Here is a 25090-nt window from a genome sequence, read left to right as displayed (position 1 = left end):
AAGTTTTGCTGCTCTGATCCTATTTCATCTAGAAATAGCCAGGCTGTGTTGCTATACTGGAATTAGACGAAGAACGTCCATTTAGCCGTGATTATTTTGCGGGAGATGGGCGTTCTTTTTTTATTTACGGGAGGGGATCAGATGGAGTTTGAGGAAGCACATCGTTTATTCATCGAGCAGCATACGACGGAGAGAAGTGGGGAGCGTAAGGGGAGGCTGGTCAGAGGTCACAATTTTGCGGAGCGGCTGTTTTTGCAGAATGTGTGGTGGCCGCTGTTTGAATCGCTTGAGCATTTGCATCCGGAATATGAAGTTTACGATTGGAACCGCAAATCGCAGTTCTTGGACTTCGCCTTTCTGCCGCAAAATGGGGGCCGGTTCGGGATCGAATGCGACGGCTTTCAAAGTCATGTCAAAGACATGGACCGCGAGAAGTTCAGCTATTCCTTGAACCGCGATAGTTTCCTCACCGGGATGGGCTGGAGGATGCTCCACTTTTCCTTCGACGATGTTCAGCAGCATCCTGAAGTATGCAGGATGCTCCTGCAACTGGTACTTGCGCCGTATTTAGCCAGAAAGACGCTAGCCGCAGATATTTTGTCCGAAGAGAAAGAAGTGCTGCGCCTGGCCTGGCGTATCGCTAAACCGCTCCGCCCCAAAGATGTGTGCGACCATTTCAAGATTAACTATCGTACGGCCCGGAGGCTGTTACAGTCACTCAGTGACAAAGGATTACTCAAACCGGTAAATCCAAAGCAGAGGGTGCGGTTCTACGAAGTAAAAGCAATGCAGGCTGATCAAATATGGTAAGTGGATAGGGAAATGAAAAGCAAAACAAAGCAATCTTGACTGCATTCTTGAATGCAGTCTGATTGAGGTGCAGATGGAATGAAGGAACTAGGGTGAGGTTTGATTAAATACTAGGATAAAAATGGAATAAATGCACTTCGTGCAACTAAATGATGCTGAAAGTTTCTTTTTTGAAGTTTAGCTGCACTTGGTACAACTAAAAGTTGCTAAATGGTTCTTTGGAGCAGGAAATGCGATTTGTAGATGTATAAAGTGCAGTTAAACTAATATTACTGTTTGAAAGTGCTGTTTTAGTTGTACAAAATACAGGTCTGTTGATTAGCTAAATTATGGAAGTGGGAAACACTACATTGGCTAAATAAATCCTCCATTCCGGTGGTAAAGTTTCCAAAGTAAATAACCGGTCAAAGTCGACGAATGTTAATTTAGCACTCGGATGCACCGCAGCATTTCCCTGCTCAAACAGGAACTTAAGCAAAACATAAATCAGTAAAGCTGTGTACAGCTGTCCATACACTGCATTTGGTGTTGTTCCGAATAATTTTGGAATGTTTAGATGCTGCTTAATCCAACGAAAAAAGACTTCGATCTGCCACCGTTTTTTATAGATTTCTGCAATTCCTTCGGGGGAATACCAGTGCAGATTTGTGGCGAGAATAACGGGATTTCCTTTGGGATCCTCTAGGATGACCACCCGAAATCTGTTCTGGGAGAGTGCCATGTTCTTTCCCAATTGGCAGATCAAATCTTGCTTAATACTTCCCGAAAAGGGACGCTTTCGACATCGTGAGATTGGATTCGTAAAGGTTGTATTATCCCGAAGCCGAATCACAAAGTACTGCCGGTTTTCCTGCTCTTGGTAACTGTCAAACAGCTTGTGTTTACCATAAGATCGGTCTGCCACCAAAATAAATCTTCTGTCCAGCAGGTCAGGGCAACTCTTCAAATCAGGCTCATATCCAGTCGTTTCGGTAACTTTGTGCAATTCGCCTTGGTCTCCAATGATCCCCACGTGTAGATTAACGCCTGCTTTTTGGCCTTTGTGCGGAGCCCAAGTCAACCGTCCCAGACCTACCGTAATCGTAGTGGAATTAACGATTAGCAGCTCCTTCGGAATACCGAGTACACGCCGAGTCTTTCGATTGCACAGCCCAATCATGAGATCTAGCAAACGCTTGAATAATTGAAAAGGAACGTCTTTGGCTTTTTTCGAGAGGGTTGAGTGATCCACAGAACGCTGCCCACAAAGGGCCATTCGCTGTTCTCCGTCCCGATACCCCTCCCACTGCTGGAAGGCGGCTTCGGCCAAAAATAGAAATAAATCATAGACAGTAAACTTTCGCGCCACATCGATATACTTTAGTTCTTCCAAGAATGGGAGCATTTTTTCTTCGGGAATCACCAATTGCAGAATATTCGATAATGAAGTAGACTTTTTCATGAGGTCGCCTCGTTTCGGATGTTTGTAGGGGTACAAACACTTTACCGAATGAGCGGCCTTTTTTCTACCTTTTTCTGGTTAATCAACATGCCTATACAGAATACACTTAAGAGGCTGGAGTAGCTGGAGTAGCTGGAGTAGCTGGAGTAGCTGGAGTAGCTGGAGTAGCTGGATCGATTCCTCATGCCCACGCATGCTCACTAATGATCGTTATAATGCCTTATAAGGCCTACTTCTCTGTTTCCTTCACAGCAGCGAACGCCACATCCAGACCACACTAAATTACGAATAAAGTTTCCCATAATCACGGGAACCGTGGTATCCTAATTCTTGCCGCATTCTTTTGACAAAAGCTGTCGCAGCGCGTACCATTCAATATAGAATGAAAGGAGAGGGTCACCTTGAATTGGCTCGGATCATTGCAGCAGTTGGGCAGAGCCATAATGCTTCCTACCATGGTGCTTCCGGCGGCCGCCATCCTGCTTAGTCTGGGCAGCTTACCGTGGTCTGCATGGGGACTTTCTTCGGTATCCGAAGTGACTACATATGCGGGGCAGGGAATATTTTATTTCATGCCTTATTTGTTTGCTGTCGGCGTAGCGTGGGGGTTGTCTAATCAAGCCGGACCGGCTGGGCTGGCTGCACTGGCTGGAATGTTTACTTATGACCGGATTGTTACCCATATGGGGAACGGGGATATTCAGCCTGCTACATTAATCGGAATCATACTCGGGATTGTCGCCGGCGTGGCGCATAACCGGTTTAAAAATATCAAGCTTCCAGAAGCCATACAATTCTTCGGAGGTTCGCGGTTTGTCCTGCTGTTCATGGGCCTGTTCTCGGCCTTATTCGCTTGGGTGATGCTCGGCGTTTCTCCGCTGCTTCAGCAAGGGCTGGACGTGCTTTTCCGGGATATACAGGCGACCGGCGGATATGGCGTGTTCGTCTACGGGGTGCTTTACAGGGTGCTTACGGCCTTTGGCCTCCATCATATTTTAAATAATTTGTTCTGGTTTCAGCTGGGGAGCTTTGCTACTCCTGACGGCAGCGCGGTCGTCCAGGGGGATTTGCCGCGGTTTTTTGCGGGAGATCCTACTGCGGGCATCTTTATGGCCGGACTTTTTCCGATCATGATGTTCGCATTGCCAGCGATTGCCTTAGCTATTATTCAGGAAGCGCGGGAGGATTTGAAGCCGAAGATCCGCAAAACTTTTTTGCGTGCCGCAATGGTCTGCTTTTTGACCGGTGTGTCGGAGCAAATTGAGTTCGCTTTCCTGTTCGCTTCGCCATATTTATTCGCACTGCACGTAGTCATGTCCGGTCTTGCGATGGTGCTGACCTATTCGCTTGGCATCCATCATGGCTTCTCTTATTCGGCAGGGGTAATTGACTTCATCCTGAACCTGCACCTGTCGCAGCGCGCCTGGCTGCTGATCCCGATCGGGATCGGTTATGGGATTGTCTATTATAACGTGTTCCGCTGGGCGATCCGCCGTTTCCAGATTCCGACGCCGGGGCGTGAGGAAGGCTCTGAACTGGGCGACTGGGCAGGGAATATCCCGTATCAGGCTCCGCTCATTCTGGAGGCGCTGGGGGGCAAAGAGAACATCGTACAAGTTCAGGCTTGCATCACCCGTTTAAGATTAACTGTGCATAATGACCGATTCATTGATACCGGGGCGCTCAAGGGATTGGGCTCGGCCGGAATTATAAAGCTGGGCGGCGGGAACGTGCAGGTGGTATTCGGCACCTACTCAGAGCTAATCCGTGAGGAGATTGACAAGCTGATGCTTCGTGATCTGCCGCAGGTGCTGTTCAGTTCTCCAATGCAGGGCCGAATGATGCCGATTGAGGAAGTGCCGGACCATATTTTTGCCGCGAAGCTGGTTGGGGACGGGGTGGCCTTTTTCCCGGATAAAGGGGAGCTGGTCTCACCCGTGTTTGGCAAGGTGATGCACGTGTACCCTACAATGCACGCAGTGGGCATCTCAACGCCCGAAGGGCTGGAAGTGCTTATGCATATCGGGATCGACACTTCACAGCTTAAGGGGCCGTTTGAGGCGCTTGTGCAGGAAGGGGACAGTGTGGAGCCGGGCCAGTTGCTGGTGAGATTCGATCTTACCTTTTTGCGTGAACATGCGGCTTCGCTTGCTACACCGATGGTGATTACCAACCCTGACCGTGTGAAATCCTGGAGCTATGCTCCATTTAAAACTGTGAAAAAGGGGCAATCGTCCGTAATGTCCGTGGTATTACATGAAAGCAATGTTGGAGGGATTGAAGCATGATACAAGGCATAGGCGCTGCAGCAGGTGTTGCCATCGGGAAGGCCTTTGTCTTGCCGAACTGGGAATGGAGCCTGCCGGATACGCAGGTAAATCCGGTGGATCTGGCCAAGGAATTTGAGCGTTTATACGAAGGAATCCGCACCTCGAAAGATGAAATTGAGTTTATCAAAAGAGAATTCAGGGAAGTCGTGGGGCCGGAGGAATCGAGTATTTTTGACGCCCATCTGGCAATTCTGGATGATCCCGTGTTCATGAGTGAAATCCGTGGCATTATCGAACGCCAATACAAGGCGGCTGAAGTGGCGGTCAAGGAAGCCATTGACCATTTTGTAGCGATGTTTGATCTGCTGGACGATGAATATATGAAAGAGCGGGCAGTTGATATCAAGGATGTCGGCAACCGTCTGCTAAAGCATTTGCTGGGTGCACCCGAGGTAACTCTGCCGTCTGATACACAGCCCTATATACTGGTGGCGAAGGAGTTATCTCCCTCTCAGTTGGTTCATTTGAATCCGGTCTATGTGCTGGGAATTGTCACCATGATGGGCGGCAAAACTTCCCATTCCTCCATAATGGCCCGGGCGCTTGGTATTCCGCTGGTGGCTGGCTTGGAGAACAAACTGCCCAATCCGATTCAGACCGGAGATCTGCTGGTGCTCGACGGTGAAACCGGGATTCTGCAGCTTCATCCGGATGAGCTAACGGTAAGAGACTACGCAGCGAGACGCGATAAGCAGCAGCGTAAGAGAGAACAGCTGGAGCTGCTTGCTACAGTGGAGGCCATTACCAAAGATGGTGTATCTCTGCGGCTGGCCGGTAATATCAGCTCGGTCAAAGAGCTGGATATGGCCCTGAAGTACGGAGCGGAGGGCGTTGGTTTGTTCCGTACGGAATTTTTGTACATGGACCGCCATTCCTTCCCGACAGAAGAAGAGCAGTTTGAGGTCTATAAGCTTGTCGCCGAAAAGGTTGGCAGCAACACCGTTGTAATCCGTACCTTGGATATCGGGGGAGACAAGCATCTGGATTATTTCCAGCTTCCTGACGAGCAGAACCCATTCCTGGGCTACCGCGCCATCCGGATCAGTCTCGACCGCAAAGATATGTTCAAAACACAGCTGACTGCGATCCTGCGTGCCAGCCACTACGGCAATGTGAAGATGATGTTCCCGATGATTTCTTCCGTAGAAGAAGTACAAGCTGCCAAAGCGGTGCTGAACGAGGTCAAGGCAGAGCTGGACGAGCAAGGCATTCCGTATAACCGCAATGTACCGGTAGGCATTATGATTGAAGTTCCGGCTGCCGTTATGATCGCGGATCTGCTGGCGGAAGAAGTGGACTTTTTCAGCATTGGGACAAATGATCTGGTGCAATATGTGCTGGCTGTTGACCGGATGAATGAACAGATCGCCCATATGTATCACCCTTATCATCCAGCGGTATTGCGCATGATTCGCATGACAGTGGAAGCTGCGCGGCAAGTTGGCATCGGCGTGAGTATTTGTGGTGAAATGGCTGCCGATGAACGGTCTCTGCCGCTCTGGCTGGAGCTGGGAATCAGCGAGCTGAGTATGTCGCCGCAGGCGCTGCTCCGGGTGAAGCACCGTACACTGAACACACTGGCGTCGGAAGCCAGTGAGATGGCCAAAGCATGTTTCCGGCACCGTACCAGTTTGCAGACAGAAGAGATGCTAAGCGCATTTGCAGGACGGAGTGGCCTATCGCTGAGTGCGGGTGAAGATCCGAAAGAGAAGACATCCTAGTCTTAGGGAATCAGAATAATATTCGAAGAAGTGAAGGGTCCGGCGAACGCGCCGGGCTTTTTGCGTTACTGGTCTTGAACAGCCATTTATAAAAAAAGCAAAACCGTTTTTCCCTTGGGAGAGTCAGTATAGATGAAAGTATAAAAAGGCGCTTTTTGAGGCTGCTGTATGAGGGAGGCAAAGCAAGCGGAGAATGGAAAATCTAATGGAGGCTGAACGGGTCCAGTTTGGTGATGAGAGTGGACAGGCTTTTATCCGGCTCGTATCAGAGCAAAAGAAAATACTATACGGGATCGCTTTCAGTTACTTCCGCAGTGAGTCAGATGCACTCGAAATGCTGCAGGAAGCTACGTACCGGGCGTGGAGCAAACGGAAAAGTCTCAAAGATCCGGAACGGTTTGCACCTTGGGTGACACGAATTCTGATCAACTGCTGCAACGATGAACTGAAGCGGAGAAAACGGTTAGTTTCCGTAGAGCCTGCGAATGCAGGCAGTACTGGAGTGATGGAAATGACCAGTGACCGCAAGCTGGACATGGAACAGGCCCTTGACAGTGTGAAATTGAAATACCGTCAGGTGCTTGTACTGAAATATTACCGTGATATGACACTTACAGAGATTGCGGAAGTCCTCGGCAAGCCGGAGGGGACGGTCAAGACCTGGCTGAATAAGGGCTTAAAGCAGCTGCGTGACCAAATGAAAGGGGGACTTGTACATGGCCGGTAGCGAGGAGAATTTGCTGAAGGAATATTTTGACGGGTTGTCTGGGCAGGTAGAGGAGATATCGGAGATCAAATTGAATGCGGCGATACGCAGCGGGATGTCTGGACCCCGAAGTTACCGTATATCTGCAGGCAAGCGGTATTCGATCGGTATAGCGGCGGTATTGGCAATTGTGATGTTGTTTGCCTTCCCTTGGATCGGTAAGCAGTCAGAGCCGCAAAATGCCCAGAGTCCGCTGGTATCAGCCCAGAGCAGCAATGCATTTGAGGCATACCGTAAAGTGGCAAGCAGCAATATTACGGTATCGTCGGCAATCGATGCGGGATTAGTACAGCGCATCAGCGGTGCTTCGGCACAGCAGAATGGGTACGTGCTAACGGTGGATGGGATCGCCGCCGACCGCAAGGGAATCCTCATATTGTATTCGCTGCAAAACAATACGAGCCGTAAGTCGCAGGTGAACCGTCTACAGTTTGCGGGTGAAGGATATTCAGCCGTGAACTATCCTAACGCGTGGTCTCCTAAAGATGTGCAGCCAGGTATTACCCTCGGTTATGAGGTATTGCAGTGGGGCGGCGATTTCAGGTCACTGCCTGATCAGATCACATTGGAACTGAATCTTGGTGAGAAGACACAGACAGCTACTTCAAGTGGAGTAAAGCCTCTGGCACAACTGTCCGTACCGGTCACCCTTGATCACGATAAAATGGCTAAAACAGGAGAACTCATCCATGTAGACCGTACTCTGACCATTGCAGGACAAGAGGTCGATGTCAATGAGGTATACATTTCAACAACCGGTATTTATGTGGAAGAGGAGTATAATCCGCAGAATTCAAAGCGGATTTTCGCACTGCTTAATCCCAGAATGTTATTAGGCAGTGAAGATCAATTTATGAGTCTAAGTTCATTCCGTACACTAGTTGTAGAAGGCAAGAAGAGTCTGGTATTTGCAAATGATAACAATTCCAAGCAGCCGCTCAGACTGCAGATTGACGGAATTCATGCGCTGGCCAAGGATGCAACGGAATTGATTATCGACACAGAGAAGCAGCAGATTATTAAAGCACCCGATAAAAATTTGAAGGTCTCCGTAAACAGTACTGCAGAAGGTTCCACCATGATTCTGGAATATTATTCACCGTCACCAAAGACCAGATTTTCTGATTCAATAATACTGCTGTTAAACGATGAGTTTAAGGATGCCTCAGGCCAGGTGTACTCCACCATTATGTCCGATATCAGTATTCCGGCGCGCAAGGAGTCATCAGACAAGGCGGCCTTACCGCCAACATTGTATTATTATGCTTTAGGCAAAGCAAAGCTTCCTCAGCCATTGACATTCACATTGAACGGCTACCCGAATCCGCTGAAGGAAACGGTATCCCTCTCCATCCGCAAATAGCTGCCTTAACGCGGCAACAAGCCCTGCACCTCGGTAAGTTGAGAGGCAGGGCTTAATTATCTTTGTGAGAAGATTGCTTTCAGCTTATTCTCCGGCTAGAGCATCGCAGAAGGCTTTGCCGTAAGGCGGCAGATCCGGCGGCCGGCGGGCGGAGATAATATGCCCGTCAGTAACCACGGGCTCGTCCTTCCAGATGGCTCCGGCATTTTCCATGTCATCACGGATGCCGGGCGTAGAAGTAACGGTTACGCCTTCCAGGATTTTGGCTGAAATCAGCACCCAGCCTGCATGGCAGATTTGGCCGATCGGCTTCTTGGCTTCATTGAAATCCTGTACCAGCTTTAGTACGGCGCTGTAACGGCGGATCTTATCGGGCGCCCAGCCTCCCGGTACCAGAATGCCGTCGTAATCGGCTGCGCTGAGCTCATCCCAGGAATATTCAGCTGTGGCGGGAACCCCGTATTTGCCGACATAAGTCTTGTCCTTCGTTAGGCCTGCCAGATGCACTTCGGCTCCTTCTTCTCTTACCCGGTATACGGGATACCAGAGCTCCAAATCTTCGAATTCATCGTCTACAAGTGCGATGACCTTTTTACCGGCCAGTCTCATGTTCTGCAGCTCCTTTCAGGAATATGATTCTTGTCCTGTACATTCTATCAAATTTGAAATATGAAGTCATCTTTCGGTATTGAAAACACTGGGTTAATTGCCAAATAAATCTTTATATGCAAATCAGCAGGGATTATGGAGAGAGAGGTCGAATATAGCTATTGAAAAGGCGGACTCTCGTGTTGTTTCAATATTATTCCTGAGGTGTGGGAGATGAAAAAAGACAATCTGGTAAAGAAGACATGCGGCTGCGGCGGAGTTATGACTATACATATGCATACATTGATTTATAGCGGTAAGATAAAGATTACCCATGTTCCGGTCTACACCTGCGGAGTATGTGCCCGTTACGAACCCTTGCCCTTTATCAAACGGGATCTGGGCGAACTGATCGGTGAGATGGGGGAGCATCCAGCCAAACTCCATCTTTCTCTTGCTGACATAAATGAATGGGCCAATGTGCTGAAGGAAACTTTCTCCTCGGGCTTTTTCCACGGCGGTATTTCTGAGCTGGAAGAGAGCATTCGCTCAGCTATTCAAAGCCGTATTGATCTGTTACTTGATGTCTATCGCGTTGCCGGGGATCTGGCTGACCTGAAATGGATGGAAGAAACGGCTCAAAGACTGTCACAATTGACGTTACAATGTACAAAAAGCGCTAAATGAAAAGTTTTTTCTGCAAAATCATTGAAAATTTTTCACGAATGTTGGATTTTTCACGCGCTTTTTGTTACGATAGTACTAGGTTAGTTGAATTGTGGCAGCGCGGATGAGAACTATTGCTGATTTCCACCCCTTCCCTGGCTGCTGATATTTCAGTTTTGCGAGTGGAGAGCTATATTGAAGCATTAGTGAATACAGCCCGCGTCAGGATGATGTGTTCAGCCTTTGAAAGAATTTTGAAAGGAAAATGAAGCGTTATCATTGCACAATTGTACAAAGTGTCGTATCATAATTTTAATTAGTCGAACGATAAAATTTATCGCAATGGAGAGAGTAATTTGACGGTAACCATTTACGATGTAGCTCGAGAAGCAGGCGTATCTATGGCTACGGTATCACGGGTTGTGAATAATAACCCCAATGTGAAACCGCAGACTCGGAAGAAGGTTTTTGAAGCGATTGAGCGTTTGGGCTATCGTCCAAATGCCGTGGCGAGAGGACTCGCCAGCAAGAAAACGACAACTGTTGGGGTTGTCATCCCCGATATCTCAAACTCGATTTTTGCTGAAATTGCACGCGGGATTGAAGATATCGCCAATATGTATCATTACAATATTATTCTGTGTAACGCAGACAAGCGCAAAGAGAAGGAAATCCGGGTCATCAACACCCTGCTTGAGAAACAAGTGGACGGGCTGCTCTTCATGGGCGGAACAGTGACGGAAGAACATATCCAAGCCTTCCAGACTTCTGCCGTACCGATTGTTCTTTGCGCAACGCGTGATGAGAAGGGAACCTATCCTTCGGTTGATATCGATCATGAGAATGCTGCATTTGACGCTGTCAACACACTTATCCGCCACGGTCATCGTGAGATTGCAATGATCAGCGGAACGCTGCAGGATCCTGCAAACGGTTATGCACGTTTCCATGGCTACAAGAAAGCACTGGAAGCTGCAGGTATTGAGTATCAGGAGGATCTCGTGCGAATCGGTAATTACCGGTACGAATCCGGTGTCGAAGCCATGAAGTACTTCCTGGGCCTTAAGAAGAAACCAACTGCGATCTTTGCCGCAACAGATGAAATGGCAATTGGCGCCATTCACAGCATCCAGGATGAAGGCCTTAAGGTGCCGGATGATTTCTCGATCATCAGTGTGGATAACATCCGCATGGCTTCGATGGTTCGCCCTCTATTGACGACTGTAGCCCAGCCAATGTATGACTTGGGAGCGGTAGCTATGAGACTGCTCACGAAGCTGATGAAGAAGGAAACCGTTGAGAATCCGCGCGTCATTCTGCCGCATGAAACGATTCTCCGCTTGTCCGTCAATCATGTGAACAAATAATACTGGCTTACAAGTAGCATATAAGATCGTAAAAAGCTCCTTTTGGGGCTTTTTATGCTGTATACATATAATTAATGATCAGGAGGAGTACCGATGAGTGAAGTGTTCGGATTAATCGGAGCCATGGATGAAGAAATTAAACTGCTGCTGGAGAGTATGGACAATAGGCTGACAACGGTTAAGGCAGGTATAAAGTACTACACAGGGACGGTGTTTGGCAAGTCGGCTGTTTTGTGCAAATCAGGGGTAGGCAAAGTCAACGCTGCGGTCACGACGCAAATTCTGCTGGACAGCTTCGGCGTCTCGCGGGTATTGTTCACAGGAGTAGCAGGTGCAGTTCATCCTGGACTGAACATCGGTGATATCGTGATTTCTTCGCAGTGTATTCAGCATGATATGGATGTATCTGCATTGGGATACCCCAGAGGGGTTATTCCTTATCAGGAGATTTCCGCCTTTCCGGCAGATCAAACACTGGTGCAGCTTGCTGAACAAGCCTGTCATGACCTTAAGCAGCAATCCGTGACCGGAGTTGTGTTGTCCGGTGATCAATTTATAGCCAGTGCAGAGTTGGTTGCCAAGCTGCGGCTGGAGCTAAACGGCGCCTGCGCCGAGATGGAAGGGGCTGCTGTTGCACAGGTGTGCTTCATGAATGAAATCCCCTTTGTCATCCTACGTTCAATGTCAGATAAGGCTGACGGGTCGGCGAATGTCAATTATCACGAATTCACAGTAGAGGCTTCCGAGCGTTCCCATGCCATACTTGAATATATGCTGAAGGCAATGTGATCGGGCAGAGCAGGTTATCCTAATACATAAAGCGCTGTCTGAAGCGCACTCTGTCAAAGGTTTCCTGAGACGACATCGGAACTTCCCGTCCGATACGGACCATAAGGCAGTTGGCCGGATGAGAGCAGATTTCCGGATCATCCGTAGCATACCATACCATATCTACGGTTTTCATCAGCTTCTCCATCATTTTCCGGTAGGCCCATACATCAAGCCCGCTGCCTTTCAGGTCCCAGTGCCAGTAATATTCCGTGGTGTATACGATGCAGTTCTCCAACTGCTCCCGCTCAAAGGCGGTGGAAATCAACAGCTTGCCAAGCCCGCTCCCTCTATACCCGTTAGCCACCTCTACAGCCCCCAGCTCAATGAGATCCATCATTCCCCCCTGTGACCAAAGCTCCATTTCATCCGGATAGTGAAAGGTTACATAGCCTATAACAGTTTGGTCTTCGACAGCGGCGATCACCCGCCCCTCAGGCAGGCCTGCGATGTCTATGAGTGCTTCCAGCTGTTCGCTTGGTTTGCGGAAGGCATCCAGATCAGGATGCATATGCAGGCCCTCCAGCAGGCCTGGAGATAAAGGTCCACTGACTGTAATATTCTTGCTGTTATATACAAAGGTATGGGAAACGCGGATTTTGCGGTGCTCCATGAATGGGCTCCCTTCGCTTAACTAAAATATGGAATGTAACCGCTTGCTGTGATATACTAATTCCGACATAAAAACTTCACATTTAATACATTGACAGGATTTTCATGGAAATCAATCTCGCCCTTAAAGCTTAAATCAAACTAGTAAGGGAGGCAAGAGTAATGGGGCAAGTCCACAGCGAAATTTTGCCGGGCACCGTGCAAAACGCAAATATGGCGGATTATTCCCAGGCAGTCAGCGAATTCCGGTGGGAGGATGTAGAGAGGGACTTCTCCTGGTATAGTACCGGCAAGGTGAATATGGCCCATGAAGCCGTGGACCGTCATGTGCAGGAAGGCCGTGGGGCGTCAACCGCCTTACTTTACAGCGATTCGTCGAGAGAGGAAAGATATACCTTCTCCGATTTGCAGGAACGCTCCAACCGGTTCGGCAACGTTCTGCGCAAGCACGGCATTGGCAAAGGAGACCGCGTGTTTATTTTTATGCCGCGGAAGCCGGAGCTGTATTTCAGTCTGCTGGGTATTCTTAAGATCGGAGCAGTGGCTGGTCCGCTATTCGAGGCATTTATGGAAACGGCGGTTAAGGACCGGCTTGAGGACAGCGGTGCAGTGGCGCTGGTGACTACACCGGAGCTCCTACACCGGGTGAAGCAGAGTGAGCTGCCGGAACTGCGCCATATTATTGTTGTCGGCGGTGCAACCGATGTGGAGCAGGGGATATTAGGCTTTGAACAAGAGATGGTGGCAGCTTCAGCTGAACTTGAGCCCGAGTGGCTCAGTTTGGATGACGGGCTGATTATGCATTACACCTCGGGTTCCACAGGTAAACCCAAAGGTGTCTATCATGTACAAAGAGCAATGATCCAACACTATTATAGCGGCAAAATCGTACTGGACCTGCAGCCTGACGATGTCTATTGGTGTACGGCTGATCCAGGCTGGGTCACCGGCACTTCTTATGGCATCTTTGCCCCTTGGCTGAACGGAGTAACCAATGTGGTGCGGGGCGGGCGTTTCAGCCCGCAGGACTGGTACAAGACGATTGAGCGTTTCGCCGTTACTGTATGGTACAGTGCACCTACCGCTTTCCGCATGCTGATGGGAGCAGGGGAGGCTAGCCTGGAGGGCATCGACCTAAGCAGCCTGCGCCATGTGCTGTCCGTAGGGGAGCCGTTAAATCCGGAAGTTGTCCGCTGGGGTGACAAATTCTATCATCAGCGCATTCATGATACGTGGTGGATGACAGAGACAGGCGCGCAGTTAATCTGCAATTACCCGCGGATGGACATTAAGCCGGGCTCCATGGGACGTCCGCTGCCGGGCATTGAAGCAGCGATATTGGACGACCGGGGCAATGTACTGCCGCCTTATTCCATGGGAAATCTTGCGATTCGAACCCCTTGGCCGTCCATGATGGGCGCCATTTGGAACAATAAGGCCAAATACGACGAGTATTTCCGGATTCCCGGATGGTATATCTCGGGTGACTCAGCCTACATGGATGAGGATGGTTATTTTTGGTTCCAGGGCCGGATAGATGATGTAATCAATTCCTCTGGTGAACGGATTGGTCCATTTGAGGTGGAGAGCAAGCTGGTAGAGCATCCGGCGGTAGCCGAGGCTGGAGTCATCGGCAAACCTGATGTGCTGCGGGGAGAGATCATCAAGGCGTTTATTTCCTTGCGGGAAGGTTATTATCCGACCACGGAGCTTAAAGAAGAGATCGCCGCTTTTGTCAAAGCCGGTTTATCCGCTCATGCAGCGCCCCGGGAGATCGAATTCAAAGATAAGCTGCCCAAGACACGCTCCGGCAAAATTATGCGCCGGGTGCTGAAAGCCTGGGAGCTGCATCTGCCTGAAGGGGATTTGTCGACCATTGAGGACTAAGCCATACCGGCAGCATAACAAAAAACACCGTTTCCCGCGAATCCGCGGAAACGGTGTTTTTGCTGTTCTGTATGGATTGCCTCAGGCAATCCGCTATAGCGGTTATTGCCCGTTGCCGGTAGCATTTCCTCCGGCAGCGTTACTTCCACTTCCGCTGTCAAGAGGTGTCTCCGTTCCGTTCACTGGCGGAACGATGATCATACCGGGATCTTCGGTAGCACCCGGTATAATCTCCCCTTCCGGCGTTGGTTCTGTCCCCGGCAGTTCTGTCGGAGCAGGCGTCGCTTCGGGAGTCGGGGTAGCACCCCCGGCTACACTGCCGGAAGCTGACTCATGATCGGCCACATCAACGGCAGCCACGTAGAAGGTGGCATTCACACTGGAAGGTGTGCCTGATGAGAAAGCGGTGCCTTCACCGGCTGACTGTACAAGCTGTTTCTTGAATGGGCCTCCGTTCATGGAACGGTACAGCCGGTAGCCTACAACGTCTGATGAGCTGCTAGGCGTAAAGCTGATTACGGCTTTGCCGCTGTTGTAAGACACGCTTACTTCGCCTGGAGCAGCAGGAGCTGTACCGTCGTCGACACGCGGATCCACCTCGGTCGGGAAATCGGTTTTGGCATCAGCCGGCATATAATATGACAAATCCTTATGCTCTTTCATTGCAGGGAAAGCAGCGAGCAGCTCCTTGACCAGATCCTGAATCGGCTTCTCGCGTTTCACCACGATCTTCTCCTTCAGGAAATCCTCAGGGGTTCCTTCCAGCGGAATATAATTCACGCCTTTGTATGTGATGTATTTGGCTTTGGATATACCGTCATCACTTTCAGTCGGTACATACTTGGCATTGAACATGTCTGTAGTAAACTTGTCGGTTAAAGAGGTAGGCAGCTTGCCGCTGTACGCCGAAACCGTCTTTTTGACGATGCCGTCAGGCTTACTGAACTCTTTCGTTACGAACAGCTCAGGCCGCTTGTCAATAACAGCATTCATGACCTTGGTCCATAACGTCTGGGCCTGCCGTTTCTGGGCATCTCCCTGGAGCGTATTGATCTGCTCCTTATAGCCAACCCACATTCCGAGAGTGACATCCGGTGAATAGCCCATAAACCACACATCGCCGTAATTCTGGGTAGAACCAGTCTTTCCGACAATCGGTACGTCCTTGAAGTGTTTATAATTCTTTCTGACAGTGCTGGCAGTTCCGTCGGTAATGACTGTGCGCAGCATATCCGTCATGAGGTATGCCGTCTGTTTGGAGTAGACCTGCTCCGGATTGACCTTATGCTGGTAAACGACTTTTCCTTCCGAATCGACGATCTTCTCGATCATATAGGCATCGGTAAAAGCGCCATTGTTCGCGATGGAGGAGTAGGCATTGGTCAGTTCCTCGACGGATACACCATAACGCAGACCGCCGATTACGCCGGTTTTTGCACTGTAGTCTTCATCCTGGATGGTCGTAATCCCCAGCTTCTTGGAAAAAGCCCAGGCGTCTTCGATGCCAACCTTCTCATTAAACAGCTTGAGCGCAGGAATGTTCAAAGACTTGTTAAGCGCATAGCGGGCGGTAACCAGACCCTGATAACGGTTGTTGGCATTCTTGGGGATGTGGAATCCCTTGGAACCATCCTTCAATATGATTGGAGCATCGTCGAGGATGCCGGCAGGCTGGATCAGACCTGCATCAAGTGCAGGCAGATAAGCAGCAATCGGCTTCATGGTCGAGCCGGGCTGACGGACCATCTGAGTAGCATAGTTCATCTGTTCAATGTTGAAGTCCCGGCCTTCGATCATCCCCAGGATGGCTCCGGTTTTGTTCTCAATCATCATCCCGGCTGTCTGTTCCTTGCCTCTGGCCTTGCTGTCTTTTGTGAAATTATCACTGTTCTCGGAGATGCTGTGCATAGCGCTGTATACTTTTTTGTCAATCGTAGTGTATACACGGTATCCGCCGGTCATTAGCTTCTGACGGGCTTCCTCCAGAAGCACTGTGTCTTCTGCCGAACTCGTGGTATCTTTCGCTTCTTTCTTGTCTTCGTTGATCGACAGTAGGATCTCTGCCGCCTTGCGTTCGGTTTCCAGCATCAAGTAAGGGAATGTAGCATAGGCCTTCTTAGAATGCGGTGCCAGAGAGCCTTTGATGTCAAAGAGGCGCGCTTCATCATACTGGGAGGAAGTGATTTTATTCTCCTCCAGCATCCGCCGCAGTACGAGCTGCTGGCGCTCCATGGCTCTGTTAAAGGCCGTCTCGTTGAATTCACCCACCCCGTTAAATGCGGAATACTTGGAAGGAAGCTGGGGCAGACCGGCCAAATAGGCAGCTTGCGCAACATTCAGCTTCTCAAGGTCCTCCACACCGAAGATGCCCTTGGATGCGGCTTTGATACCGAACACATTATAACCGTTGGAGCCGTTCCCAAAGGGTACCTTATTAAGATATGCCGTAATAATTTCCTGTTTGGATAAGAAACGTTCAAGCCGCAGGGAGAGCAGGATTTCCTTCACTTTGCGGTCTTCCGTACGGTCCAGATTCAGAAATACACGTCTTGCGAGCTGCTGGGTAAGCGTACTGCCCCCGGTCTGGACCGATTCGTTGAGCAGCTTCTGCTTGACGGCACGAAGGGTACTGCTGAAATCCACTCCTTTATGGTCATAGAAGTTATTGTCCTCTATAGCGAGGACGGCATCAATCACAAGCTGTGGAATATCATTGAATTCAATTAGCCTGCGGTCTTCTTCGGTTCGAAGCTGACCGATCGGTTGCCCATCCCGGAAATAGGCAAACCCGGTGACGGCGTTCAAGCTGACTTGCTGCTGAATCAATTCCTCGGTGCGCACAGGATCATCTTTCACAATGGAAGTTATGTAGCCTGCCAAGGCACCACCAGCAAACAGAATGCCTAGTATGCCGAGTATAAACATCCACTTTACGACTGAACCGAACCTGCGGAGCCAGGATCTTCGGGGTGGATGCTGTTTTACGGTCTTCTTTTTGTTCTCCTCAACCATCGACGATAATCCTCCTTTTAACGGAACTATTATAGCACAATTTGGCGTATTTGAATGCGCTTCTGCCTGAAAGTCGAATTCATGAGGTGTTGACTTTTTAAAAGGTCCTATGGTATAAGTTTACTCAATTGGATATTCGAAAAGCGTGGAAAGACATCAGTAGAAGGGAAGCCATGTGTTTCAGAGAGCCGGTGGGTGGTGCGAACCGGCAGCAGGCCCCTTTGAATTACAGTCTGGAGCTGTCCGGAGGAACTACAAGCGCATTTCGCTTGTTCAGTAGTCCTGGACCGGGTGCAAGCCCGTTATGGCAATGAAGTGAAAGAGAATGCTTGTGCTCCGGCACGGCAAATCTTTAATTAGGGTGGTACCGCGAGCCTCTTACTCGTCCCTTGGGATGAATGAGAGGCTCTTTTTGCGTTCTTTGGAATGATTAGTGTTGAAAAACTGGGAGGAATAAGGAAATGACATGGGAAGAGCTTTCAATCAGCCAACAGCAGGAAGTCGAGCGTCAGATGGAAGTGATCATGCGCGGTGCCGTGGAAATAGTGCCAGAGGGGGAAATGAAGCGCAAAGTGATCAAATCCGTTGCTGCGGGTATTCCGCTAAACATCAAACTGGGTCTTGATCCGTCGGCGCCGGATATTCACGTGGGACACACCATTGTGATTCATAAGCTGCGCCAGTTCCAGGAACTCGGACATCAGGTGCAGCTGGTTATCGGAGATTTCACCGGACGTATCGGGGATCCTACGGGCAAATCCGAGACACGGAGGCAGCTTAGCGAAGAAGATGTGCAGCGCAATGCCGAGACCTACAAGAAGCAGATTTATAAGATTCTTGACCCGGAGAAAACAAAGATCTTCTGCAACTCGGAATGGCTCAGCCCGATGTCCTTCTCGGATGTTGTAAATCTGGCGGCAAAAGTAACTGTAGCCCGGATGATGGAACGCGACGATTTCTCCAAACGCTTCCATAGCGGCCAGGCCATCAGCATTCATGAATTTTTCTACCCGCTGATGCAAGGGATGGATTCCGTTGCTCTTAAGACCGACATGGAGATTGGAGGTACGGACCAAAAGTTCAATGTGCTGATGGGCCGTACACTGCAGAAGGAATATGGTCTGGAACCGCAAGCTGTTATACTGATGCCGCTGCTGGAAGGAATCGACGGTGTGCAGAAGATGAGCAAGAGTCTCGGGAATTACATCGGTATTGATGAAGAGGCTAATGAAATCTATGGCAAGGCGATGTCCGTGCCGGACGAGGTGATGCTGAAATACTACGAAATGGCTACAGATATCAGCAATCAGGAGCTCGCTGCCTTGAAAGCGGGTCTGGCCGACGGGACGGCCCATCCGCGGGATGTCAAAATGCGTCTTTCATATACATTAGTACGAATGTACCATGGAACAGCCGCCGCGGAGGCCGCGCAGCAGCACTTCATTACGGTGTTCCAGCAGCGTGCGCTCCCGGAGGATATTGAGACAATCGGCATACCGTCTAAAGAGTTGTTGGGCGGCACAATCAAGCTGGTCACGCTGTTAACGCTGCTTGGTTTTGCAGGCTCCAATGGCGAAGCTAAACGTTCGATCCAGCAGGGCTCAGTGAAGCTGAACGGGGTGAAGCAGGGGGATCCGAACGGAGAAATCCAGCCGCAGGAGGGCGACATTGTCCAGATAGGCAAGCGGAAGTTTGCCAAATTAACATTAGCTTAGGGGTTATTTTGCATATTTCAGCTAATCTGCTGAAGCTTTTATTACATAATTCTCTTTAGTTAACTCGTAGTCAACTGAAGATTGCAGCTCCCCGAGCTGATTTCTCCAAGAGTCATGATGAACCGCAACTTTGCGAAAGCCGAGCTTCTCATAGACATGCTGTGCCCTGTAGTTCTTGAGGTTGGTATCCAGAATGATTTTTTGAATCTCCATCTGCTTAAACAGGGAGCTGATAAGCATAGTAAGAAACGCACTCCCAAGTCCTTGATTATGGTGGTTGAAGTTGCAGATTTTAATGCCAATCTCTGCGCAGTGCCCGGCAAATATTCTAAAGTTCATTTCCCCAATGGGCATACCATCGATTTCCAGGATCAGGCGATGGTTGCAGCCGGCAGCAGTCTGAAGCATATCCAGAGTCTCTTGGACTGTAGTACCGAGACCTTCAGGATATCCGGCATGGGCCATGATCATTCCATCGTTCCACCAGTTGCACAATATTTGCGCATCGTCGGCAGTTGCTTCACGAATGACTAAATTATCTTTTATTAGATGCATTCAGGTTCCTCCGATTCAGTAGTTATCCTGAATTTACCACAGAAGCTAATTCAGAAGGAATGGAAAAGACTTGTTAAATAGAATTATCTCGCCTGGCACAAGAACAAGCATACAAAAAAGCCTCCGGAATTCTCCGGAGGCTTTGCTTTGCATTCGCTGTTCGCGAAATCTTAACGGTTGTAGAACTCGACGATTTGTTTCTCATCGATGTCTTGGGAAAGCTCAGCGCGTTCTGGCAAACGGATGTATTTGCCTTCGAAAGATCCGTCAGCATATTCCAGGTAAGCTGGAAGGTGGGAGCGGTTTTCCAAAGCTTCTTTGATAGAAGTCATAGCGCGGCTTCTTTCGCGAAGTCCGATAACGTCGCCCACGCTTACACGGTAAGAAGCGATGTCGACTTTTTTGCCGTTAACGGTTACGTGTCCGTGGGATACCAACTGACGTGCGCCTGCACGGGAGTTAGCGAAACCAAGACGGTAAACCAGATTGTCCAAGCGGCTTTCGAGCAGGAACATGAAGTTTTCGCCCGCGATACCTTGGATCTTTTGTGCTTTAGTGAAAAGAGTTTTAAACTGCTTTTCGCCCAAGCCGTACATGTGGCGCAGTTTTTGTTTTTCCAAAAGCTGCATTCCGTAGTTACTTACTTTTCTGCGTTGGTTAGCGCCATGCTGTCCTGGTGGGAAAGGGCGTTTCAGGTCTTTGCCTGTACCGCTAAGGGAAATGCCCAGACGGCGGCTGAGTTTGAATTTAGGTCCGGTGTAACGTGCCATGTTATAGTAGACTCCTTTATATTTGAAATTTCATTGTAGGGCCTATTTGCGCCGCAATCCGTATCCGTGAAAGCGTCAAATGGTTTCACACTGCCAGGGAAGTTCAGCCGCTGCCCTGGCAGTAACGAAATGCGTAGAGGGTGACACAACGTTACGCCCAATTAAGACTTGTTACAGTCTTGTTCAACAATAAATATTATATGAAAACAACAGTTAAAGTCAAGTGCATCTTTAAGGAGATTTTGTCTATCTTTGTCGTTAGTTCTTTGGTCCTAAAAAAAATCCCTCAAATCAGGAAAATATAATGCAATACAGGAAAAAAGAGAGTAAAATATAGCTAATTAGATGTTATCGGAAGATTAATAATATGAGACGCAAAGGGGATCCGCTTATGTCAGTTCAGGAAGCATACGGCCGCAAAGACACTCGTATGCTGTTGCAGGACACTATGCAGTCAAGCGGAGATGTGATAGATCCCGCCGCATGGCTCAGGGAAACGGATATTGTATCCTATGATTTCCCGTATGCAGCCAATTTAATTGCGGAAAGCTTCGCGGACTGGCGTGGACTGGCTGTCCCTCCCTTCGCGGAATCATGGGACTGGGGTCTGCTGGATTTTGAAGGGAAATGGATTGAACCTTTAGACTCAGGTGCCGGCAGTATCCGAGAGGAGGGCTGGGATGCGCAATGGGCGGAAGCTGCAGGACTAAGCCTGCTTTCCGGAGAGGCCAATGCTGCCCCGGAACAGAAGAACGGACAAGCTGTGTACCTCTTGACCTTGCCGGTGTTTACCCGAGGTCAACGGGAAATCTTCGCTCTGCTTGCCTGCTCCATGACAGCCGTGGAGTATGAGCAGGGCGGAAAGAATACGGCTGAAGCAATGGCCATGCATTTCCAGACCTGTTTTTACCGCAGGTTTGAGCATGTTTTTGTATCAGATCTAGCGGGAGTGTACCAGCATGCCGAACGGGAAAGCATCCGCCGTTCGCTCCTGTTTCAAATTGTCCAGCGGATGCACGACAACATTGATGTTGACGCCGTTCTAACCGAGGTCATTGAGAGCATTGCTGCGATGTATCCGGGTGCCCGTCTGGAGCTGTTTATGTCACAGGACCACCGCAGCACGCATCCGCAGGTAAAGCCGCTTCCGCTGCTTTGGGATAGTGATGATGTCTGCGCGCGTGCCTTCAAGGACGGCCGGGTAGCGCTGCATGCCGGGCGCGAGGACAGTCAGCATGTGGAGGTCGGCCTCCCGCTCGGAGGGAAGCAAGGCGTGTACGGTGTCTTCCATATGATTATGGATAAGCCCGTTTTTTCGGAGGTTGACCTGCGTTTCCTCTCGATGGTTGCCGATACGGCCGGGACAGCGTTTGAGAATGCCAAGCTGTATGAACGCTCCAACCAGCTTATTCGTGAATTGCGTATGAGCAATGAAATGACACAGCGTTTGAACCAAAGCCTGCGGTTGGGCGATATTTTTCAGTATGCCTTTGAAGAACTGCTGGAGATGTTTGCTGCCGATTATTGCTGCATTCTGCATATGAATGAAGAGAAAGGCGGGCTGGAGGCGATTGCCTGCAATCATCTTCCGCTGCGCAATGAACTTATAGAAGTAGGACAAGGGCTGGGAGGCAATGTCTACACTACAGGCGAGCCGATCATTTTGTCGGATTATTTAAATACGCCGGGACCCTCTTCGAAGCTCATGGACGCAACTTGCTCGCAGTCGCTGATTGCTACTCCCCTTAATGTAGGCGGAGAAGTACGCGGTGCTATTATGCTTGCCCACCGGGAACCGTATTTCTTTTCCTATGACAGCTTCAGGCTGCTGCAGGCGATGGCGGGCCACATCGGGCTTGCGGTAGGCAACGCCCGGCTGCATGCTGAGGTGCGGTTCCTGGCCAACCGTGATAGTCTCACCGGTCTTTATGCCCGCCATTACCTGGATGAGGAGATCAAGGAGAGGCAGACGTCGGACTTCTGCGGCTCTTTGATTGTCGTTGATATTGATCAGTTTAAGACGGTCAACGATACCTACGGCCATCAGAAGGGCGACAAAATTCTGAAGCAGGTGAGCGAGATTGTGAAGTCCTCCATCCGACAAGGCGATATCGCTGCCAGATGGGGCGGGGAGGAGCTGGCGGTCTATTTGCCGCAGCTGGGGGTGCAGCAGGCTTTTTATGTAGCCGAACGGATCCGCAAGCGGGTAATGGGTGAGACCGAGCCTCGTGTTACCGTATCCTGCGGCATCGCGGAATGGAGCTGGACAGATGAACGGGTGAGTGTGGAGTCACTGTTCTACAGGGCCGATATGGCACTTTACGAAGCGAAGAACAACGGCCGCAATCAGGTTGTCATTGATACCAAGAAAGTGGATAGTACGGCAAAGAATCCTCTGGCCTGACGGCGGGGATTCTTTTTTTTGAGATATATATCAAAGTATAAGCCCGGGCAGCAGGGGGAACCTATTAATAATTGTTCACCCGGATATTTCTACTTGGCCTCGGCTCCGCCTCCGGGTGAATTTGTAGGAGCAACTACACTTGACCGGGAAAGGCTTGAACACGATGAAATTACTTTTATGGCGGCGCGAGGCGATCCTTGCCGTAGTTCTATCTTTATATTGTCTGCTATGCAGCGGTTGTGGTGCCATTTCGGATAAGCCGGCTGACCAGGAACTGAGTCTTGTTCTGGCCGGGATGGACGGTACAGACGGGGTATCCTTTGAAGGTGCCGCTGCATTACTGCTGGGAGGGAAGCCGCTTGAGGAATCGGCGCTCTATTATGGTGGGAAGGTTGCAGATCACAACAAGGTAAGTCTGTATACTTTGCTGCCGGATGAGAATGGGAAGACCAAGGCAGCAGCTAAAGCTGGTCTGAAAAAGCTTGAACAGAGACAAACTCCCGAGGCATACTTCACGCAACTGGAGAAAAAAGACGGGGAATGGACGCTGCTGACCGGTGCTCCAGCAGCCAATGCAGGTAATCCGCTTCCTGCGCTCAATCCGCTGCTTCAGCTGGAAGAACTGGAGGGCAATGAGAAAAAGGTAACGAAGCGGGCAGGAGCCGCCAGAGGGACCAAAGAACTTCGGATTGAGCTGACATCAGGAGAGGCAAGGAAACAGCTGTCTGCCGAGCTGGAGAGAGAGATGCTGCTGATCCGTCCGTCCGGTGACAGCAAGCCACAGGAGGCCGCAGGCAAGCCTAAGCAGGTCAATGAGGCAATGATGGCATTATGGGAGCAGAAGGACGAGGAGCTGCGGCAGAGGCTCGAGCAAGCCGAAATTTCATCGGTGTATTATCTGAAGGTGGATGTGAAGCGCAATCTGCCCAAGCGGCTGACCTGGACCCGTAAGGTAAAATATCCAACTGCCGCCGGAAGTGACGCCGAAGAAACTTACATCACCAAAGTTGATTTTTATGGGTTCCGGTGAAGCAGAGCTAACTGACCATGAGATCTTGCGCTCTTTTGCGGGCGTGCTACAATAGAATAGTATGTTTATTTTTAGTGATGAGGAAGGAAGAGAGAAGAATGAAGGATCCAAGAATTCAGAAGCTTGCGGCAAACCTTGTAGGGTATTCCGTAAATGTGCAGCCGGGCGAGAACGTGCTCGTTGAAATGATCGGCAGCGAAAGAGATCTGATTAAAGCTGTTGTGGAGGAAGTCGGCAAAGCCGGAGGTAACGCATTCGTGCAGCTGACGGACCGGACTGTTCTGCGCAGCATGCTTCAATATGCTACCCGTGAGAGTCTGCAGACCTGGGCGGAGATTGATCTGAACCGGATGAAGCAAATGGATTGTTATATCGGTATCCGTGCAGGAGAGAATGTCAATGATCTGGCTGATGTGCCGGAAGAGAATATGAAGCTGTACAACTCCCTGTATTCCCACCCGGTACATAGTGAACAACGCGTGAAGCACACCAAATGGGTGGTTCTGCGCTATCCGAATGCGAGTATGGCCCAACTGGCAAATACGACTACGGAAGCATTCGAAGACTTCTACTTCGAGGTGTGTAACCTGGATTATGCCAAAATGGACAAAGCACAGGATGCGCTTGCCGAGCTGATGCGTGCAACTGATAAGGTTCGTATCGCGGGACCGGGAACAGAGCTCACATTCTCCATTAAGGGCATCGGCGCCGAGAAATGCTCCGGCCAAAAAAACATTCCCGACGGCGAGGTTTACAGTGCTCCTGTTCGTGATTCCGTCAACGGCACGATCAGCTACAACGCTGCGACACTTTATAACGGCGTGACTTTTGAAAATGTGAAATTCAAATTCGAGAACGGCAAAATAGTCGAAGCGTCCAGCAATGATACGGTTCGCTTGAACGAAATTCTGGATTCCGACGACGGCGCACGCCATATCGGTGAATTTGCCATTGGCTTCAACCCCTACATTCTGCATCCTATGAAGGACATTCTGTTCGATGAAAAAATCGCCGGCAGCTTGCATTTCACCCCGGGCCAGGCTTATGATGTGACTGATAATGGCAACCGCTCGTCCATTCACTGGGATCTGGTGCTGATTCAGCGTCCGGAATACGGCGGCGGAGAAATCTATTTTGATGATGTGCTGATCCGCAAGGATGGTATCTTCGTTATTCCGGAACTTCAAGGTCTGAACCCCGAAAACCTGAAATAAGATGTAATAAA

The 25090-nt window shown here is 49.8% G+C and carries 19 protein-coding genes and 1 other annotated feature; of the genes, 13 read left to right on the top strand and 6 right to left on the bottom strand.

Annotation, left to right across the window (positions count from 1 at the left end):
• Positions 1–141: 141 nt before the first annotated feature.
• Positions 142–810, top strand: coding sequence for a hypothetical protein (locus tag NYE29_RS30595; RefSeq protein WP_340898837.1), 669 nt, complete (start codon positions 142–144; stop codon positions 808–810).
• Positions 811–1132: 322 nt separating this feature from the next.
• Here the strand turns inward: NYE29_RS30595 and NYE29_RS30590 are convergent, their stop codons facing one another.
• Positions 1133–2251, bottom strand: coding sequence for an IS4 family transposase (locus NYE29_RS30590; RefSeq protein WP_340898836.1), 1119 nt, complete (start codon positions 2249–2251; stop codon positions 1133–1135).
• Positions 2252–2652: 401 nt separating this feature from the next.
• Here NYE29_RS30590 and NYE29_RS30585 point away from each other — a divergent pair, with 401 nt between their 5' ends.
• The 4 genes from NYE29_RS30585 (at position 2653) to NYE29_RS30570 (ending at position 8431) form a co-directional block, all read left to right on the top strand.
• A complete protein-coding gene (locus tag NYE29_RS30585; protein ID WP_340898835.1) occupies positions 2653–4539 on the top strand; it encodes a glucose PTS transporter subunit IIA in 1887 nt (628 codons plus the stop codon).
• Positions 4536–6302 (top strand): phosphoenolpyruvate--protein phosphotransferase, encoded by a 1767-nt coding sequence (gene ptsP, locus NYE29_RS30580; RefSeq protein WP_076112057.1) that lies wholly within the window; start codon positions 4536–4538, stop codon positions 6300–6302. Before NYE29_RS30585 ends, ptsP begins: the two co-directional genes overlap by 4 nt.
• 193 nt (positions 6303–6495) lie before the next feature.
• Positions 6496–7029 (top strand): sigma-70 family RNA polymerase sigma factor, encoded by a 534-nt coding sequence (locus NYE29_RS30575; RefSeq protein ID WP_076112055.1) that lies wholly within the window; start codon positions 6496–6498, stop codon positions 7027–7029.
• Positions 7019–8431 (top strand): DUF4179 domain-containing protein, encoded by a 1413-nt coding sequence (locus NYE29_RS30570; protein WP_340898834.1) that lies wholly within the window; start codon positions 7019–7021, stop codon positions 8429–8431. The genes NYE29_RS30575 and NYE29_RS30570 overlap by 11 nt, the downstream gene beginning before the upstream one ends.
• A gap of 84 nt (positions 8432–8515) precedes the next feature.
• Here the strand turns inward: NYE29_RS30570 and NYE29_RS30565 are convergent, their stop codons facing one another.
• Positions 8516–9040: a type 1 glutamine amidotransferase domain-containing protein gene (locus NYE29_RS30565; RefSeq protein WP_038590459.1), complete on the bottom strand. Its 525-nt coding sequence runs from the start codon at positions 9038–9040 to the stop codon at positions 8516–8518.
• Positions 9041–9253: 213 nt separating this feature from the next.
• On the opposite strand from NYE29_RS30565, the gene NYE29_RS30560 reads away from it, so the two are divergent.
• The 3 genes from NYE29_RS30560 to NYE29_RS30550 all read left to right on the top strand — a co-directional run bounded on the left by NYE29_RS30560 (position 9254) and on the right by NYE29_RS30550 (position 11841).
• Positions 9254–9706, top strand: coding sequence for a hypothetical protein (locus tag NYE29_RS30560; RefSeq protein WP_340898832.1), 453 nt, complete (start codon positions 9254–9256; stop codon positions 9704–9706).
• Positions 9707–10041: 335 nt separating this feature from the next.
• On the top strand, positions 10042–11052 hold the full coding sequence (gene ccpA / locus NYE29_RS30555; RefSeq protein ID WP_038590464.1) for a catabolite control protein A: 1011 nt from the start codon (positions 10042–10044) through the stop codon (positions 11050–11052).
• 93 nt (positions 11053–11145) lie between these two features.
• Positions 11146–11841 (top strand): 5'-methylthioadenosine/adenosylhomocysteine nucleosidase, encoded by a 696-nt coding sequence (locus NYE29_RS30550; RefSeq protein ID WP_340898830.1) that lies wholly within the window; start codon positions 11146–11148, stop codon positions 11839–11841.
• Between the two features lie 19 nt (positions 11842–11860).
• Here NYE29_RS30550 and NYE29_RS30545 read toward each other — a convergent pair whose 3' ends face one another.
• Entirely contained in the window at positions 11861–12493 is a 633-nt protein-coding gene (locus NYE29_RS30545; protein WP_076112048.1) for a GNAT family N-acetyltransferase, read from the bottom strand.
• Positions 12494–12654: 161 nt separating this feature from the next.
• On the opposite strand from NYE29_RS30545, the gene acsA reads away from it, so the two are divergent.
• Positions 12655–14379 carry an acetate--CoA ligase gene (acsA, locus tag NYE29_RS30540; protein ID WP_340898828.1) on the top strand — a complete coding sequence of 575 codons (1725 nt, stop codon included), beginning with the start codon at positions 12655–12657 and terminating at the stop codon, positions 14377–14379.
• A 102-nt stretch (positions 14380–14481) separates the two neighbouring features.
• Here the strand turns inward: acsA and NYE29_RS30535 are convergent, their stop codons facing one another.
• Complete coding sequence (locus tag NYE29_RS30535) at positions 14482–17391, bottom strand: transglycosylase domain-containing protein (RefSeq protein ID WP_340898827.1); 2910 nt, start codon at positions 17389–17391, stop codon at positions 14482–14484.
• Positions 17392–17528: 137 nt separating this feature from the next.
• Positions 17529–17784: a binding site (T-box leader), on the top strand.
• A gap of 68 nt (positions 17785–17852) precedes the next feature.
• Between NYE29_RS30535 and tyrS the strand changes: the two genes are divergently transcribed.
• Positions 17853–19106 carry a tyrosine--tRNA ligase gene (gene tyrS, locus NYE29_RS30530; RefSeq protein WP_340898826.1) on the top strand — a complete coding sequence of 418 codons (1254 nt, stop codon included), beginning with the start codon at positions 17853–17855 and terminating at the stop codon, positions 19104–19106.
• Between the two features lie 21 nt (positions 19107–19127).
• On the opposite strand, the gene NYE29_RS30525 is transcribed toward tyrS, so the two are convergent.
• Together NYE29_RS30525 and rpsD are read right to left on the bottom strand one after the other, a co-directional pair.
• A complete protein-coding gene (locus NYE29_RS30525) occupies positions 19128–19661 on the bottom strand; it encodes a GNAT family N-acetyltransferase (RefSeq protein ID WP_076112044.1) in 534 nt (177 codons plus the stop codon).
• 170 nt (positions 19662–19831) lie between these two features.
• Positions 19832–20431, bottom strand: a complete 600-nt coding sequence (gene rpsD, locus NYE29_RS30520; protein WP_038590482.1) for a 30S ribosomal protein S4 — start codon at positions 20429–20431, stop codon at positions 19832–19834.
• Positions 20432–20822: 391 nt separating this feature from the next.
• Here rpsD and NYE29_RS30515 point away from each other — a divergent pair, with 391 nt between their 5' ends.
• The 3 genes from NYE29_RS30515 to NYE29_RS30505 all read left to right on the top strand — a co-directional run bounded on the left by NYE29_RS30515 (position 20823) and on the right by NYE29_RS30505 (position 25079).
• Positions 20823–22835 (top strand): sensor domain-containing diguanylate cyclase, encoded by a 2013-nt coding sequence (locus NYE29_RS30515; RefSeq protein ID WP_340898824.1) that lies wholly within the window; start codon positions 20823–20825, stop codon positions 22833–22835.
• A gap of 163 nt (positions 22836–22998) precedes the next feature.
• The gene (locus NYE29_RS30510) at positions 22999–23865 is read left to right on the top strand and encodes a hypothetical protein (protein ID WP_340898821.1); all 867 of its coding nucleotides are present in this window, start codon (positions 22999–23001) and stop codon (positions 23863–23865) included.
• 98 nt (positions 23866–23963) lie between these two features.
• A complete protein-coding gene (locus NYE29_RS30505) occupies positions 23964–25079 on the top strand; it encodes an aminopeptidase (protein WP_038590487.1) in 1116 nt (371 codons plus the stop codon).
• The last annotated feature ends 11 nt before the right edge of the window (positions 25080–25090 follow it).

The organism is Paenibacillus sp. FSL M7-1046 (assembly GCF_038007405.1).
GTDB lineage: Bacteria > Bacillota > Bacilli > Paenibacillales > Paenibacillaceae > Paenibacillus_AQ.
This window is presented reverse-complemented; position numbering and strand designations above follow the sequence as displayed.

Excerpts from the sequence above, each read along its gene's own strand:
- NYE29_RS30595 (WP_340898837.1), top strand. The coding sequence starts at position 142 with ATGGAGTTTGAGGAAGCACATCGTTTATTCATCGAGCAGCATACGACG.
- NYE29_RS30590 (WP_340898836.1), bottom strand. The coding sequence starts at position 2,251 with ATGAAAAAGTCTACTTCATTATCGAATATTCTGCAATTGGTGATTCCC.
- ptsP (WP_076112057.1), top strand. The coding sequence starts at position 4,536 with ATGATACAAGGCATAGGCGCTGCAGCAGGTGTTGCCATCGGGAAGGCC.
- NYE29_RS30575 (WP_076112055.1), top strand. The coding sequence starts at position 6,496 with ATGGAAAATCTAATGGAGGCTGAACGGGTCCAGTTTGGTGATGAGAGT.
- NYE29_RS30570 (WP_340898834.1), top strand. The coding sequence starts at position 7,019 with ATGGCCGGTAGCGAGGAGAATTTGCTGAAGGAATATTTTGACGGGTTG.
- NYE29_RS30565 (WP_038590459.1), bottom strand. The coding sequence starts at position 9,040 with ATGAGACTGGCCGGTAAAAAGGTCATCGCACTTGTAGACGATGAATTC.
- NYE29_RS30560 (WP_340898832.1), top strand. The coding sequence starts at position 9,254 with ATGAAAAAAGACAATCTGGTAAAGAAGACATGCGGCTGCGGCGGAGTT.
- NYE29_RS30550 (WP_340898830.1), top strand. The coding sequence starts at position 11,146 with ATGAGTGAAGTGTTCGGATTAATCGGAGCCATGGATGAAGAAATTAAA.
- NYE29_RS30545 (WP_076112048.1), bottom strand. The coding sequence starts at position 12,493 with ATGGAGCACCGCAAAATCCGCGTTTCCCATACCTTTGTATATAACAGC.
- acsA (WP_340898828.1), top strand. The coding sequence starts at position 12,655 with ATGGGGCAAGTCCACAGCGAAATTTTGCCGGGCACCGTGCAAAACGCA.
- NYE29_RS30535 (WP_340898827.1), bottom strand. The coding sequence starts at position 17,391 with ATGGTTGAGGAGAACAAAAAGAAGACCGTAAAACAGCATCCACCCCGA.
- tyrS (WP_340898826.1), top strand. The coding sequence starts at position 17,853 with ATGACATGGGAAGAGCTTTCAATCAGCCAACAGCAGGAAGTCGAGCGT.
- NYE29_RS30525 (WP_076112044.1), bottom strand. The coding sequence starts at position 19,661 with ATGCATCTAATAAAAGATAATTTAGTCATTCGTGAAGCAACTGCCGAC.
- rpsD (WP_038590482.1), bottom strand. The coding sequence starts at position 20,431 with ATGGCACGTTACACCGGACCTAAATTCAAACTCAGCCGCCGTCTGGGC.
- NYE29_RS30515 (WP_340898824.1), top strand. The coding sequence starts at position 20,823 with ATGTCAGTTCAGGAAGCATACGGCCGCAAAGACACTCGTATGCTGTTG.
- NYE29_RS30510 (WP_340898821.1), top strand. The coding sequence starts at position 22,999 with ATGAAATTACTTTTATGGCGGCGCGAGGCGATCCTTGCCGTAGTTCTA.
- NYE29_RS30505 (WP_038590487.1), top strand. The coding sequence starts at position 23,964 with ATGAAGGATCCAAGAATTCAGAAGCTTGCGGCAAACCTTGTAGGGTAT.